11 protein-coding genes, 2 rRNA genes and 2 pseudogenes are annotated in these 15,176 nt (G+C 44.9%); 13 read left to right on the top strand and 2 right to left on the bottom strand.

The window, feature by feature from the left end:
• Window positions 1-9 precede the first annotated feature (9 nt).
• Window positions 10-942 (bottom strand): annotated as a pseudogene (locus AC04Q4_RS07160) (transposase family protein).
• A gap of 502 nt (window positions 943-1,444) precedes the next feature.
• Between AC04Q4_RS07160 and AC04Q4_RS07155 the strand changes: the two are divergent.
• From AC04Q4_RS07155 to thrS, 3 genes are all read left to right on the top strand, one after another.
• Window positions 1,445-1,954 (top strand): SEC-C metal-binding domain-containing protein, encoded by a 510-nt coding sequence (locus AC04Q4_RS07155; RefSeq protein ID WP_173737313.1) that lies wholly within the window; start codon window positions 1,445-1,447, stop codon window positions 1,952-1,954.
• Window positions 1,954-2,436 carry a YdcF family protein gene (locus tag AC04Q4_RS07150; protein ID WP_022427352.1) on the top strand — a complete coding sequence of 161 codons (483 nt, stop codon included), beginning with the start codon at window positions 1,954-1,956 and terminating at the stop codon, window positions 2,434-2,436. Before AC04Q4_RS07155 ends, AC04Q4_RS07150 begins: the two co-directional genes overlap by 1 nt.
• 425 nt (window positions 2,437-2,861) lie before the next feature.
• Window positions 2,862-4,823 (top strand): threonine--tRNA ligase, encoded by a 1,962-nt coding sequence (gene thrS / locus AC04Q4_RS07145; RefSeq protein WP_476388775.1) that lies wholly within the window; start codon window positions 2,862-2,864, stop codon window positions 4,821-4,823.
• Window positions 4,824-4,884: 61 nt separating this feature from the next.
• On the opposite strand, the gene AC04Q4_RS07140 is transcribed toward thrS, so the two are convergent.
• The gene (locus tag AC04Q4_RS07140) at window positions 4,885-5,751 is read right to left on the bottom strand and encodes a shikimate dehydrogenase (RefSeq protein ID WP_476388774.1); all 867 of its coding nucleotides are present in this window, start codon (window positions 5,749-5,751) and stop codon (window positions 4,885-4,887) included.
• A 312-nt stretch (window positions 5,752-6,063) separates the two neighbouring features.
• Here AC04Q4_RS07140 and AC04Q4_RS07135 point away from each other — a divergent pair.
• From AC04Q4_RS07135 to rrf, 10 genes and pseudogenes are all read left to right on the top strand, one after another.
• A pseudogene (locus AC04Q4_RS07135) lies at window positions 6,064-6,234 on the top strand (sigma-E processing peptidase SpoIIGA); the annotation flags it as partial.
• A 49-nt stretch (window positions 6,235-6,283) separates the two neighbouring features.
• Window positions 6,284-6,562: a hypothetical protein gene (locus AC04Q4_RS07130; protein ID WP_476389097.1), complete on the top strand. Its 279-nt coding sequence runs from the start codon at window positions 6,284-6,286 to the stop codon at window positions 6,560-6,562.
• A complete protein-coding gene (locus AC04Q4_RS07125) occupies window positions 6,507-6,797 on the top strand; it encodes a sigma-E processing peptidase SpoIIGA (RefSeq protein WP_476389087.1) in 291 nt (96 codons plus the stop codon). The genes AC04Q4_RS07130 and AC04Q4_RS07125 overlap by 56 nt, the downstream gene beginning before the upstream one ends.
• A gap of 133 nt (window positions 6,798-6,930) precedes the next feature.
• Window positions 6,931-7,656, top strand: a complete 726-nt coding sequence (gene sigE / locus AC04Q4_RS07120; protein ID WP_119240425.1) for an RNA polymerase sporulation sigma factor SigE — start codon at window positions 6,931-6,933, stop codon at window positions 7,654-7,656.
• A 190-nt stretch (window positions 7,657-7,846) separates the two neighbouring features.
• A complete protein-coding gene (locus AC04Q4_RS07115; protein WP_476388773.1) occupies window positions 7,847-8,029 on the top strand; it encodes a hypothetical protein in 183 nt (60 codons plus the stop codon).
• Window positions 8,026-8,844 (top strand): helix-turn-helix domain-containing protein, encoded by an 819-nt coding sequence (locus tag AC04Q4_RS07110; protein ID WP_476388772.1) that lies wholly within the window; start codon window positions 8,026-8,028, stop codon window positions 8,842-8,844. Before AC04Q4_RS07115 ends, AC04Q4_RS07110 begins: the two co-directional genes overlap by 4 nt.
• 103 nt (window positions 8,845-8,947) lie before the next feature.
• Window positions 8,948-11,596: a family 78 glycoside hydrolase catalytic domain gene (locus tag AC04Q4_RS07105; protein ID WP_476388771.1), complete on the top strand. Its 2,649-nt coding sequence runs from the start codon at window positions 8,948-8,950 to the stop codon at window positions 11,594-11,596.
• Window positions 11,597-11,758: 162 nt separating this feature from the next.
• Window positions 11,759-12,583, top strand: a complete 825-nt coding sequence (locus AC04Q4_RS07100; RefSeq protein WP_476388770.1) for an HD domain-containing protein — start codon at window positions 11,759-11,761, stop codon at window positions 12,581-12,583.
• Window positions 12,584-13,060: 477 nt separating this feature from the next.
• A 16S ribosomal RNA gene (locus AC04Q4_RS07095) occupies window positions 13,061-14,590 on the top strand.
• Window positions 14,591-14,650: 60 nt separating this feature from the next.
• A 5S ribosomal RNA gene (gene rrf / locus AC04Q4_RS07090) occupies window positions 14,651-14,768 on the top strand.
• Window positions 14,769-15,176 lie beyond the last annotated feature (408 nt).

Genomic DNA, 15,176 nt, shown 5'->3' with positions numbered 1-15,176 from the left:
CTTTGTTACTTATGCGTTTGTGACAGCATATTTCTGACAGATATCAGAAAATATATGCCGCCAGATGTTGCTTTTTCCAAGTCCGATTATCAACTGGCGTGCACGCATGGTTACATGGCCTGCCATCATGATCAGGTTGCTGATAACTGTGCGTAAACGACGGCGTTTAACATCCCTCTTCTGACGAGGTGCTCGTCCTCCAATTGTGCCCTGACCGATCATACGGAGAATGTTATATGCGATCATCCCCAATTCGAGTATCAGTGCATTGGTCGTGAACTTTCCAGATTGAACTGACCATATTTATCAATGGTTCGTTCCGTAATCTTGTAGCCGGTACGGAGTGTAAACTCTTTAATCCATCAGAACAGCAACATTGTCGATGGAGTCATTGCCGGAATCAAGGCGAATCAACAGCGGCTTATCTGTCAGTTTGTGGCAAAGCGTTATTGTTTCCTGCAGAAATTTAACCGTCCCCTTCTGACAATGCTGTTTTCCTTCACGGAGTTCGAAATTGATGGCGTACCCCTCTGTACCTATATATGCCATCATAGGCGCATAGCCGTCAGCACCTTTGTAGGTTCGTGAAACACCGATGTCATCCATACGCTGGCGCAGTGTCTCTTCGGAAGGAATGCTCCGGGTGATGCCAAGAGCGGCTTTGTAAAAGTCCTTGTCATCGTCCATTTCATGGACAGCTTCAAAGTAAGGTTTGCCCATGCAAAGCATTCCAAGGTAAGTGAGTACAATATCACCGTTCTTAATCTGATGCTGAGACCGGTTGGATGTCACATCCATGCGATTGAGTTTTTTGATGAAATTGCTTTTTCCAAGGAGGGTGCCCACAACAGCCAGACCGCTGGCTGGGATAATGCGTTCATTTGTAAACTCGACAATAATGTTCTTATTAGTGTTCAGTGTGATTCGGTGGTTGTTATTTATGGTAAAAAACTCCAATCCATAGGTTTTGTTACGTCTATTTTACCATAGATTGCTTTCACCGGTTGGGTGAATAATGATATTGAACAACAGAGTATTGCAAAAGCTTGAAATTATAGGATTTAAGGAGCCTGTGAAGAAATCAACTTCACGGATTCAGGGAAGATATAAAAGTGGAGCTGCATAGAGCAGTTCTAAACTGATTTAATTTTAGCAAAGAAGGTGATGCCTGCCAAGAGGAAAACACAAATTTATGCACATTTTTTTTAGAGAGGGAATCCGTGTAATCATTCAATGTGGATAACTTTCCTAAATTTATAAGAAATGTGTAAATATGTGAAATCACAAAATGGGTAGGCTATAAAATAAATTTACCTTTCAAAACTGATATGAAGCAGATGTATTTGATTTCTTCGCCAAAAGATGATATAATAAATAAAAATTGCGAAGCGGAATATAAATCTCCGTCTTATTTATCTAAAATTTTGGAAAAGAGGATCAGACAATGAGCGATATGACAATTCTTGAGCAGTGGCGTTCCATTGCTTATAATCAGAATGCAGATAAGAATAAGCTTCAGCGCTTCTGGGCAAATTATTTTAACATTGAGAAGAATATTTATGAGCAGCTTCTTGAGAACCCGGATGAGATCGTTTCCGGAACTGTAAAAGAGCTTGCTGAGAAATACGGTCAGGACGTTATGACTATGGTTGGTTTCCTTGACGGAATCAATGACAGTCTGAAGGTTCCGAACCCGATCGAGACTATGGATGAGAATACCAAGGTAAACCTTGCATTTGATAAAGAGGCTCTCTATAAGAACATGGTAGATGCCAAGGCTGACTGGCTTTACAACCTTCCTCAGTGGGACAAGATCTTCACAGAAGAGAAAAAGAAAACCCTCTACATGGAGCAGAAGAAATCCGGCACAGTTGTGAAACCGCACAAGGTCGGAAGAAACGATCCGTGCCCATGCGGAAGCGGCAAGAAATACAAACACTGCTGCGGAAGATAATGAGCGTAAAGAAGAATCTGGATTACATTATCGTGTTAGGTGCCCATGTGGACGGAACACGGATGACACTTGCCCTTCTGGAACGAGCCAGAAGGGCCCTTCTTTATCTTGAAGAAAATCCGGGTACGAAGGCAGTGCTCTCCGGAGGAAAAGGTGATGGAGAAAACATTTCCGAGGCAGAGGCCATGTATCGCTACCTTACCGGTCACGGAATAAACGGGGACAGACTGATACGGGAAGAGGAATCTACCAGTACGAAAGAGAATTTGGAGTTCAGCCGCAGAAAGATCGGAACCACAGACTGTTCCGTAGGCGTGGTGACGAACAATTTTCATGTATGGAGAGGAGCAGCCATTGCAAGAAAATGTGGATTCCGGGAAGTGGCCATGGTACCTTCCAGGTATCGAAGCTGGCGTCTTTTTATCTACATTCCCCGTGAGATTCTGGCCATTATCAAAGACAAACTCATGGGAAATCTGTAGATCTGTGCGAGAAGAGAAATCTCAAAAATTTTGCCAACATGCGTTGACAAATAAAAATCATGAGCTTATAATAAACCACAGAAAAAGCAATAAAGCAACACGTTGACGAGACGAGTAAGCTGTGAAATGTTACAGAGAGAGATGTGAAGTGCTGGAAACATCTTATCAGGAAACAGTCGAAAACTACCTCCGAGTGACCCCAATCCGGTCCGGTGATTCCGTTATAATCTAAATTGAGAGGCTTTGTATCCTGGCGTGACCAAGGAAGCAGAGCAAGCAGGGTGGAACCGCGAGAATGAACAAACTCGTCCCTTACAGTGCACGATGTACTGTGAGGGATTTTTTGTTGCAAAAAAATCCTTCATAATAACAGAAACTGCACTGTGTACCATAGAAATTTACCGAAAATGAAAGGAGAAACGATTATGATCATCACATTAAAAGACGGATCAAAAAAAGAATATGCAGAAGCAAAATCTGTAATCGATATCGCATATGATATCAGTGAAGGTCTTGCACGCGCAGCATGTGCAGGAGAGGTAAACGGAGAGGTTGTAGATCTCCGTACAGTTCTTGACAGTGACTGTGAGCTTAACATCCTTACAGCAAGAGATGAGAAAGGTCTTGCAGTTCTCCGCCATACAGCATCCCATGTAATGGCGCAGGCTGTACAGAACTTATATCCGAACGCAAAAGTTGCCATCGGACCATCTATTGATACAGGATTCTATTATGATTTCGATCATGAGCCATTTTCACGCGATGATCTTGATGCCATCGAAAAAGAGATGAAAAAGATCATCAAAAAAGGCGCAAAGATCGAGCGTTTTACAAAATCCCGTGAAGATGCCATCGCATACTTCAAGGAGAAAAATGAACCATACAAAGTAGAGCTGATCGAGGAACTTCCGGAGGGAGAAGAGATTTCCTTCTATTCTCAGGGAGACTGGACAGATCTCTGCGCAGGACCGCACCTTATGAGCGTGAAAGGCATTAAGGCGTTCAAACTTCTTTCTTCTTCCAGCGCATACTGGAGAGGCAGCGAGAAGAACGCAATGCTTACACGTATCTATGGAACAGCATATGCAACAAAGGATGAACTGAAAGAGCATCTGGAGCAGATGGAAGAGGCTAAGAGACGTGACCACAACAAACTTGGTCGTGAGATGAAGATTTTTACAACTGTAGATGTAATCGGACAGGGACTTCCGCTTATCATGCCAAACGGTGTTATCATGATGCAGGAACTGCAGCGATGGATCGAGGATGAGGAGACAAAGCGTGGATACGTAAGAACAAAAACTCCTCTTATGGCAAAGAGCGATCTTTACAAGATCTCCGGACACTGGGATCATTACAAAGATGGTATGTTCGTACTTGGTGATGAGGAGAAGGACAAAGAAGTTTATGCACTTCGTCCGATGACATGTCCGTTCCAGTACTATGTATACAAAGCAGAGCAGCACAGCTACCGTGATCTGCCGATCCGTCTCGGTGAGACCTCCACACTGTTCCGTAATGAGGATTCCGGTGAGATGCATGGCCTGACACGAGTTCGTCAGTTTACTATTTCCGAGGGACATCTGATCGTAAGACCGGACCAGATGGTAAAAGAGTTCAAAGACTGTATCGCACTTGCTCAGTACTGTTTGCAGGTACTTGGTGTTGAGGAAGATGTAACATACCATCTTTCCAAATGGGACCCTGCAAATAAAGAGAAATACATTGGTGAGCCGGAGGTATGGGAAGAGACAGAAGGCCATATCCGCCAGATGCTTGAGGAGCTGAACATTCCGTTCACAGAGGATGTGGGAGAGGCTGCTTTCTACGGACCGAAGGTTGATATCAACGCCAAGAACGTATACGGAAAAGAAGATACTATGATCACAATTCAGTGGGATGCACTTCTTGCTGAGCAGTTTGATATGTACTACATCGATGAGAACGGTGACAAACAGCGTCCGTACATCATCCACCGTACATCTATGGGATGCTATGAGAGAACACTTGCATGGCTGATCGAGAAATATGCCGGTATGTTCCCGACATGGCTTTGCCCGGAGCAGGTTCGTGTGATCCCGATCTCCGAGAAATTCAATGGCTATGCCGAGAAGGTTGAGGCTCAGATGAAAGAAGCCGGCATCCGCTGCTCTGTAGACGGACGTTCTGAGAAGATGGGCTACAAGATTCGTGAGGCACGTCTTGAGAGAGTACCGTATATGCTTATCGTTGGTGCAAAAGAGGAAGAAGAGGGCAAGGTTTCCGTAAGAAGCCGTTACCTTGGAGACGAGGGAATGAAAGACCTGGGTGAGTTCATCAGCTTCATTAAAGAAGAGATTAAGAACAAGACGATCCGTAAGATCGAGGTTCAGGAAGAGAAAAAATAATTACAGGAAATTTTAAATAATAAGAGGCGGTCCGCATTGTATGTAATGTGGACCGCTTTTTTTATTTAAAATACTTCTCCCGCACGATCTCAGCCGGCATATCCAGTCCAGTCCAGATATGAAACGCCTTTACACCCTGGTGGAGCAGCATATACATGCCGTTAAATGTTGGACAGCCGGCTTCTCTGGCTTCCCGGAGAAGTCTTGTTTCCCTTGGTTCGTATACAACATCTGCAACAGTAAGCTCCGGGTGGAACAGAGATTTATCCGGGATCACAGTTCCAGTAACATCAGGAACCATACCAACAGAAGTGGCGTTGATCAGAAGGCTGCTCTCTTCCATAGCATCTTTCAGTGCTGCATGGTCATCCATCTCATGAAGAATCATTTCACACTCAGTCATATGGGACATTTTTTCAGCCATGGCAGCAGCACGCTCCCAGTAACGGCTGGTAGGACGGGCAAAAACATGGATCTTCTTTGCGCCTTCCAAGGCAGACTGGCCGCAGATAGCCATTCCGGCACCGCCTACACCCATAACTGTGATCGTACGTCCTTTCACATCACAGCCGGCATCTCTGGCAGACTGGGTAAAACCATAGCCATCTGTATTAAATCCCTTTAATATCCCATTATCATTACGAACAGTATTTACAGCTCCGATCAGCTGTGCAGTAGGTGAAAGCTCATCAAGAAGCTCCACGATCTTGTTCTTGTTAGGCATGGTCAGGTTAAAGCCCTTGATTCCGCAGGCTTTCAGTCCTTCAACGGCCTGGGGAAGCGTTTTCTCTGTTACATCAAAACAAAGGTATACATAATCAAGACCAAGGTAGCGGAATGCCTCGTTGTGCATTAAAGGTGATACGCTGTGTGCAACAGGGCTTCCAAGCAGGCCGGTAAGTCCTGTATGTCCGGTAATATTAATCATTGTTCGATTCCCTCCTGTATCTTATGAAAGAATGTGGTTCGACAGAAACCACCAGATTCTGCTAAATATTATCAGAAAACATTTTAACACTATAAAGCGCGAAAAACAACAAATAAGGATATTGTACGAAAATTTATACATTTCTGTCGCGGATTCATAAAAAATATCTATAGATGTCGAGTAACCCAGAAATCCCACGACAAATTTGCAGGACTGGCTTCCAGGCTTTGACAAAATATGCAGGGAAACTGCCATATAATAAACTCACTTACCAAAGCTGAGAATCAATGGCAATAGCAGCGGGGGAATCTTATGTATCACACTATATACATAGATATCGTTTTTATGACGAATTTCCTTATGGATTATATGCTTTTAAGGCTTGTGGGAAAATTCCTGCATCTGGACGTAAAACGTTTTCGGTGCATGATATCCGCTGTATTTGGATCTTTTGTATCCTGCCTGCTTCTTTATGTACCTTTCAGGATCATTCTTCCTGTGGCTGTACTGATTCATGGCGGCTGCGCTTTTTATGGCGGCATTTGCATTTCGTCTAAAAAAAGGCGGGCTTCTTGCAAAAACCATCCTGGCAATGTACCTTACAGCATTTGTAGTCGGAGGTATTTACCAGGCACTGGAAGCAGAAAAAACCATGACAGTAAAAACATTTCTGCTTTTTATGGCAGGGATCTACGGAGGTCTTTACACGCTGACGTGCGCGGCAAATTCCATCCGGTTAGGAAGAAGAAACATTTATCCGGGTAATCCTGAAATATCAGGAAAGAACACAGCAGTCCTACGGCTTTTTTGACACGGGAAACCTCCTTATGGATCCTGTGAACAAACAGCCCGTATCGATTATAAAACCGGAGCTTCTGGAAAAGCTCCTTTCCAGTGAGCTGACAGAAAAACTGATGTACATAAAAGAAGAACCGCAGAATCTGAAAAGCACGGAGCTTTCCACGCTGGCAGCCGCATTTTTTGTCTTTCCGGGGAGCCGGAGGGAAAGAAGGCATTATGCTGGCTGTGGTTTTGGGGGAACTTGAGATCCAGACTCCCGGAAGGGTGGTGCATGTGGGAAAACCGGTGCTTGCCATAACATCTGAGCCCTCAGCTTTGGGAGAAGAGTACGGGATACTTTTGAATTCCAGACTATTGCATTAAGGAGGGGGCATTGCTATGAACAGAGCAGCAGCTAAATATTATCCATTTCAGGTGATTTCAAGATTTATGATCAACAGGCCGGGAGAGGTTTTTTATATCGGAGGGAATGATATCCTTCCGGCACCGCTTCCTCCTGAACAGGAGGCAAGTGCCATCAGCCTGTTAAATACAGATCAGGAGAAAGAGGCAAAGGCTGTGCTGATCGAACACAATCTCCGGCTTGTGGTATATATTGCCAAAAAATTTGACAATACAGGAGTTGGAGTGGAGGATCTGATCTCCATTGGGACGATCGGGCTTATCAAGGCGATCAATACTTTTAATCCTGTGAAAAATATCAAGCTTGCAACCTACGCGTCCAGATGTATTGAAAACGAGATCCTGATGTATCTCCGCAGAAACAGCAAAACCAAGATGGAGGTTTCCATTGATGAACCACTGAATGTGGACTGGGATGGAAATGAGCTTCTGCTTTCTGATATTCTGGGGACGGATGATGATGTGATCTCACGGAAACTGGAAGATGAGGTGGAGATCACCCTCCTGGGAAAAGCCATTTCCAAGCTTACCAAACGGGAACAGATGATCATTCGTCTCCGCTTCGGTCTGGGAAACAGAGAGGGTCTGGAGAAAACCCAGAAAGAGGTAGCTGACCTTCTTGGAATCTCCCAGTCCTATATTTCCCGACTGGAAAAAAGGATCATGAAACGTCTTCGAAAAGAAATCGTGAAATATGAATAGAAGATAGGCATTTCGGAGGAACTGGCTAAAAAACAGTTTACCGTGAAAAATGAAAGTGTTATATTGTAATTACTGAGCGTGAACTACTGCATCAGGCTGCGAAAGTCAAGCATAGCTCAGGTTTCTTTTGAATAATCTTGGAAACCGATGTAGGATAAAGAGCAGAACATTATCTGCAGGAGTATACATAATGAACAGAGAAGAACTTGACTGCTACTTACGGCAGTCAACACCAAGAGAAAAAGAGGTGCTGCAGGGAATCCCCCTGGAGGAACTGCACAGGCAGGATACCTGCCGCTTTGCAAAAGCCGGCCAGGGAACTTATCTTTTTGAGGAAAGCTTATTTATGGCTCCGGGGAGAAAATCGTGGTGAGCAGGCAGGATCGTTATGTGGAGGTACTGCCTCATCAGCATGATTATATTGAACTATGTTATTTATGGTCAGGGAGCTGCGGCCAGACCATAGAGGGAAAAAAGATCGTCACCGGTGAGGGAGATGTGTGTATTTTTGATACACAGGCCGTACATTCCATTGAACCAGGCGGCGAGAACGATATTTTGGTAAATATCCTGATGAGCCGGGAGTTTTTTGACAGCGCATTTTTAAGTCGGATGCCAAGACAGGGAATCGTGTCGGAATTTCTGGCAGAGTCTGTTACAAAAAGCAGGAAAAAACAGCATTATCTGTATTTTAAAGCCCACCGGAACAGCCGTGTACGTGAGATCATGGAAGAAATCATCTCGGAATATTATACCCGGGACATCGGGATGGAAGAAGTGATGGAAAGTTATGTGATTATTCTTTTTACAGAGCTTCTCCGCGTGTGGAGAGATGAGACCAGAAAGCAGGCCTCCGTTTCCAGGGAAGTACAGATCCTGGAGCTTCTTGCCTACATTGAGAAGAATTATGAGACCTGCACACTTCCGCAGATGGGAAAAGCTTTCGGTATGCATGGCAATTATCTTACTGCCCTTCTTAAAGAAAAAACAGGGCGGAGTTTTGTAGAACATGTTCAGGAGCAGAGGCTAAAAAAAGCCCGCACCTTGCTTGAGACAACAGAACTGCCTCTATCAGAGCTGATCCCTCTGTGTGGCTACAACAATATGAACTTTTTTTACCGGAAATTCCGCGAGGCGGAAGGATGCACTCCTGCCAGGTATCGGAAAGAACACAGACATACATTATAAATGGTTAATATTTTGATGAAAAAGCGTTATTGAAGGATAACGTTTTTTTTGTTACTATTTTTGCAGGAAATAACCATAACACAGAAAAACGAGGGTGAAAAATATGTTAAAAATTACAGAAATCCGTATGGATTATGAGAAAGAACAGATTGGAATCACACATGTTCCGGAATTCAGCTGGACATTAGAAAGTGACAAGAGAAATGTGATTCAGGAGTCTTATGAGCTGGAAATTGCAGAAGACGCGGCTTTTGATAAGAAGATATATGAGAGCGGTAAGGTAAAAGGCGATGCATCTGCACAGATCCAGCCGGATAACGTGAAGCCGGAATCCCAGAAGAAATATTTTGCCCGTGTAAAAGTAACTGCTGCAGGGGAAGAAACCGACTGGGCAGAGACATCTTTTGTTACAGGAATTATGGACAATAAAGAGTGGAAAGCTGTGTTCGTATCTGCTGAGGAAGAGAATGACAAGGATAATTCCAAAGGAACTTATGTAAGAGGCGAGTTCACAGTAGCGAAGCCTGTAAAAGAAGCATTCGTATCTGTAACTGCACTTGGACTTTATAATTTCTATCTCAATGGAAAGAAGGTAGGAAACGATCAGCTTACACCAGGCTGGACATCCTATCGCAAGCATCTTTGTTTCCAGACATACGAAGTAACCGATTACCTGAAAGAAGGAAAGAATGCAGCAGGTGCAATTCTGGCAGCGGGCTGGTATAAAGGAAAAATGGGCTTTGACGGCCTTGCAAAAAGAAGAAACCATTATGGTGAGAATACAGCACTTCTTGCACAGATGGTCATCCGTTATGAGGACGGAACAGAGGAAACAGTTGTCACAGATGAGAGCTGGAACGGCGCAGATGCACCTGTAGTATTTGCAGAGATCTACGATGGTGAGATTTACGATGCAGCTAAAGAGATCAAAGACTGGGCAGAAGCAGACTGCAAAGATGGACAGTGGAAACCGGTCCGCAAACTGGATTATGACTTCTCTGTACTCACAGGCCAGGGTAGCGGAAAAGTTTCCCTTATGGATGAAGTGAAGCCAAAAAAAATCTTCAGAACACCGGCAGGAGATACAGTTATCGATTTCGGACAGAATATGAGCGCACTGATCCAGGTTACAGCAGCAGGCAAAAAAGGTGATGTGATCCAGCTGGACTGCTTTGAGGTGCTGGATTCCAAAGGAAATGTATATCTGGATAACCTGAGAGGGGCAAAGGAATCTCTTCAGTATACATTCGGGGAAGACGAAACCATCACGTACCGTCCGTCATTTACATTTATGGGATTCCGCTATGCGAAGATCGTTTCCTTCCCGGGTGAGCCATCCCTTGACAATTTTACGGCAAATGCCATCCATACCAATATGGAGCGTACAGGATTCCTTGAGACATCTAATCAGGATCTGAATCAGCTGGCGCACAACATTCTCTGGGGACTGAAGAGCAATTTCGTGGATGTTCCAACAGACTGCCCACAGCGAGATGAGCGTCTTGGATGGACAGGCGATGCGGAGATCTTCTGCCGTACAGCATGCTTCCTTGAGAATACCTATTCCTTCTACCGCAAATGGCTCCGTGATGTGGAGGCAGATCAGACAGCAGAAGGAGGCGTTGCCCATGTTGTTCCGGATATCATTTCCGGTAATGAGGGAGACAACTGGCTTCTGGAACAGGGCAGCCATTCTGCAGCAGCCTGGGCAGACGTAGCTGTGATCAATCCATGGACAATGTATCTGACATTCGGTGACAAAGAGATCCTGAAGATCCAGTACAATAGCATGAAGAACTGGATCAACTTTATGAGAGAATATTCTGTAGATTATATCTGGAACTACAAGCTTCAGTTCGGTGACTGGGTAGCTCTTGATGCTGAAGAAGGCAGCTATTTTGGTGCAACACCAAATGATCTGACCTGTACTGCATACTTTGCATATTCCACAGGTCTGTTTGTAAAAGCAGCAGAAGCTCTGGGATGTACTGAGGACGTGAAAGAGTACACAGATCTTTACAATAAAGTTGTAGATAAATTCCAGAGAACCTTCTTTGATGAAAACGGTGAGATGACAGCACAGACACAGACAGCCCATATCGTGGCACTGTACTTCGGACTGGTACCGGAAAAATACAAAGAAAAAACAGTTCAGGGACTTTTAAGACTTCTGAAAAAAGAGAATGATCATCTTGTAACAGGATTCGTGGGAACTCCGTATTTCTGCCACGCATTAAGCCAGAACGGACATGTAAAAGAAGCTTATGACCTGCTTTTTAAAGATGATTTCCCATCATGGCTGTATCAGGTAAAAATGGGCGCAACTACAGTCTGGGAGCACTGGGATGGACTGAAACCGGACGGAACCATGTGGAGTGCAGATATGAACTCCTTTAACCACTATGCTTACGGTTCTATCGGAGAGTGGCTGGTTCGTGTAATGGCAGGTCTTGAAGTTGACGAGAAGAAACCTGGATACAAACATGCAGTGATCTATCCGAGAATGGGTGGAAACCTGGACTATGTAAAGGCTGAGTATCGTTCTGTATACGGACCGGTAAGAAGCTTCTGGGAAGAAAAACCGGAAGAGACAGTTCTTCATGTTTCTGTACCTGTGAATACAACAGCTACCATCTGCCTGGATGGTGCGAAGGAAGTGAAAGCCGCAGACGGACTTAACTTCACAGCTGCAGATGGATTTATGCAGGCTGAAGCCGGATCAGGAGATTATGAGATTCATTTTGTGAGATAATATATAGAATAATATAGGAAAAATGTTAAAAAGAAGACAGCTGCCTGGTTTATCGAGAAGATAAATTCCGGGCAGCTGTTTTTATGATTTTCAAAATTTCAGGAAATACAGTAGAATTTGTCAGAGACCTTCGATATAATAAACACAGAATGTTGTTAAAAAATGCAGAACGAAAGAAAAATACGGAAAGGTTGTGACTGGATGATCGACATTGCACATGCAAAACAGGAATTCGAAAAATATCTGGATGAATACGACCGGGAGGATGAACAGATCTATCTGAAGATCGAGCATACTTACGGTGTTGTGAAATATGCAGGAGAGATCGCCGAAAGAATGGAATGTTCCAGGGAAGATGTGGAGCTTGCAGAGCTGATCGGTCTGCTCCACGATATCGGACGTTTTGAACAGATCCGGAGATTTCATAGTTTTGAGCCGGGAACCATGGATCATGCAGTATTCGGGGCAGATCTTCTCTTTGGGGAGGAGAAGATGATCCGACGCTTTGTGAAGGATGATAAATTTGATGAGCTGATCGATGCAGCAATCCGGAAACACAGTGATTTCAAACTGGATGGAATCCACGATACAAGAACACTTTTCCATGCAAAACTGATCCGGGATGCAGACAAGCTGGATAACTGCAGGGTAAAGCTGGAGGCGTCAATAGAGGCCATGCTTGGTGTATCAGAGGAGACTGCAGGGGAAGGACTGATCTCACCGAAAGTATGGGAATCCTGTCTGAGAAGAGAATCGGTGCTCTCAGCAGACAGGCAGGTGCCTGTAGATTACTGGGTCTCTTATCTTGCGCAGTACTATGATATCAATTTTTCGGAAACCTGCGAGATCATAGAGGAAGAAGATTATATCACCAGGATCGCGGAAAGAATCCATTATAAGGAACAGGATACCAGGGATAGAATCCGCATACTCACAGAAGATCTGAAACGATATCTGGAGATGCCGGCTGTATCCGTGAAAGAATAAAATTCAAAAAAACTGGAATTTATAGTTGACAAGCATAACTCCCGGTGGTATTATAACTGAGCTGTCGCAAATAATTGTTTTTGAAAAACAAACAATTAAAAAGAATTTCAGAAAAATGAAATTCATAGTTGACAAAAGACAGAAGATATGATAAAGTATCCAAGTCGCCAACAAAGCGGCAACAAAATCTTAACTCGAAAATGTTTGAAAAAAACTTAAAAAAGTGCTTGACAAACAAAAAGAGATGAGATAAAATAAATGAGCTGTCTGAGAGACAGACGCAACAAACCTTGATAACTAAACAGTGAAACACATACGATTCTCGAAAATTTCTTTACATTTATTTAAAGAACGGTTCGGGTGAATGCGAAAGCATGAACCTGCTCCGATGAGCGGAAGCGAGTCGGAGTTACGACCTATTTAGCAGTAAAACGAGAGATAGCCAAACGGTTGTCTTGAGTAAAAGATTCAAACACTTTATCAGAGAGTTTGATCCTGGCTCAGGATGAACGCTGGCGGCGTGCTTAACACATGCAAGTCGAACGGGAAACCTTTTATTGAAGCTTCGGCAGATTTAGATTGTTTCTAGTGGCGGACGGGTGAGTAACGCGTGGGTAACCTGCCTTGTACAGGGGGATAACAGTCAGAAATGACTGCTAATACCGCATAAGCGCACAGAGCTGCATGGCTCAGTGTGAAAAACTCCGGTGGTATAAGATGGACCCGCGTTGGATTAGCTAGTTGGTGGGGTAACGGCCCACCAAGGCGACGATCCATAGCCGGCCTGAGAGGGTGAACGGCCACATTGGGACTGAGACACGGCCCAGACTCCTACGGGAGGCAGCAGTGGGGAATATTGCACAATGGGGGAAACCCTGATGCAGCGACGCCGCGTGAAGGAAGAAGTATCTCGGTATGTAAACTTCTATCAGCAGGGAAGAGATTGACGGTACCTGACTAAGAAGCCCCGGCTAACTACGTGCCAGCAGCCGCGGTAATACGTAGGGGGCAAGCGTTATCCGGATTTACTGGGTGTAAAGGGAGCGTAGACGGATGGACAAGTCTGATGTGAAAGGCTGGGGCTCAACCCCGGGACTGCATTGGAAACTGCCCGTCTTGAGTGCCGGAGAGGTAAGCGGAATTCCTAGTGTAGCGGTGAAATGCGTAGATATTAGGAGGAACACCAGTGGCGAAGGCGGCTTACTGGACGGTAACTGACGTTGAGGCTCGAAAGCGTGGGGAGCAAACAGGATTAGATACCCTGGTAGTCCACGCGGTAAACGATGAATGCTAGGTGTCGGGGAGCAAAGCTCTTCGGTGCCGCCGCAAACGCATTAAGCATTCCACCTGGGGAGTACGTTCGCAAGAATGAAACTCAAAGGAATTGACGGGGACCCGCACAAGCGGTGGAGCATGTGGTTTAATTCGAAGCAACGCGAAGAACCTTACCAAGTCTTGACATCCCCCTGACCGGAACTTAACCGTTCCTTTCCTTCGGGACAGGGGAGACAGGTGGTGCATGGTTGTCGTCAGCTCGTGTCGTGAGATGTTGGGTTAAGTCCCGCAACGAGCGCAACCCCTATCCTCAGTAGCCAGCAGTCCGGCTGGGCACTCTGTGGAGACTGCCAGGGATAACCTGGAGGAAGGCGGGGATGACGTCAAATCATCATGCCCCTTATGATTTGGGCTACACACGTGCTACAATGGCGTAAACAAAGGGAAGCGAGCCTGTGAGGGTAAGCAAATCCCAAAAATAACGTCCCAGTTCGGATTGTAGTCTGCAACTCGACTACATGAAGCTGGAATCGCTAGTAATCGCGGATCAGAATGCCGCGGTGAATACGTTCCCGGGTCTTGTACACACCGCCCGTCACACCATGGGAGTCAGTAACGCCCGAAGTCAGTGACCTAACCGCAAGGGAGGAGCTGCCGAAGGCGGGACCGATGACTGGGGTGAAGTCGTAACAAGGTAGCCGTATCGGAAGGTGCGGCTGGATCACCTCCTTTCTAAGGAAAAAGTAGAGAAACAAGATGTGTTTTACTGTTTAGCTATCAAGCTGAAAGATTTCTGGTGCCGATGCGGTTGGGGGACACACCCGTTCCCATCCCGAACACGACGGTTAAGACCCAATCGGCCGATGGTACTGCACTGGAGACGGTGTGGGAGAGCAGGTGGGCGCCAGATTAAAAAGAAAGAAACAGGCGAAGCTGCCTGATAAAAATAGAACGGGCACTGGAAAGTGAGCTCTGTCGGGAACAGAGTGGAACCAGAAGATTTTCGATAAGTCCGGTGCTAACCCTAAATCAGTCGGGAAGGACTGTTATAATAGCTGGTTTTTACCAGTGATCAGAGTTTATAAATGTGTTTGTAAGTTCTGATGGCTGATAAAACATCAGTCAGCATTGTACCTTGAAAACTGCATACATGAAATTTGATTAAGTTAATCAAATATCCTTAAACGCAAAGTATTAAGAAATTAATGCAAACGCAAAGATAGGAAGACATCGATTTATCTGTTATTGAACAGAGTAATCAAACACATGTCGGAAGATACGTGAGTATCGGAAGACAGAGAATCAAGAAAGAGACCGC

The organism is Blautia sp. HA8986 (genome assembly GCF_056504635.1).
This window is presented reverse-complemented; position numbering and strand designations above follow the sequence as displayed.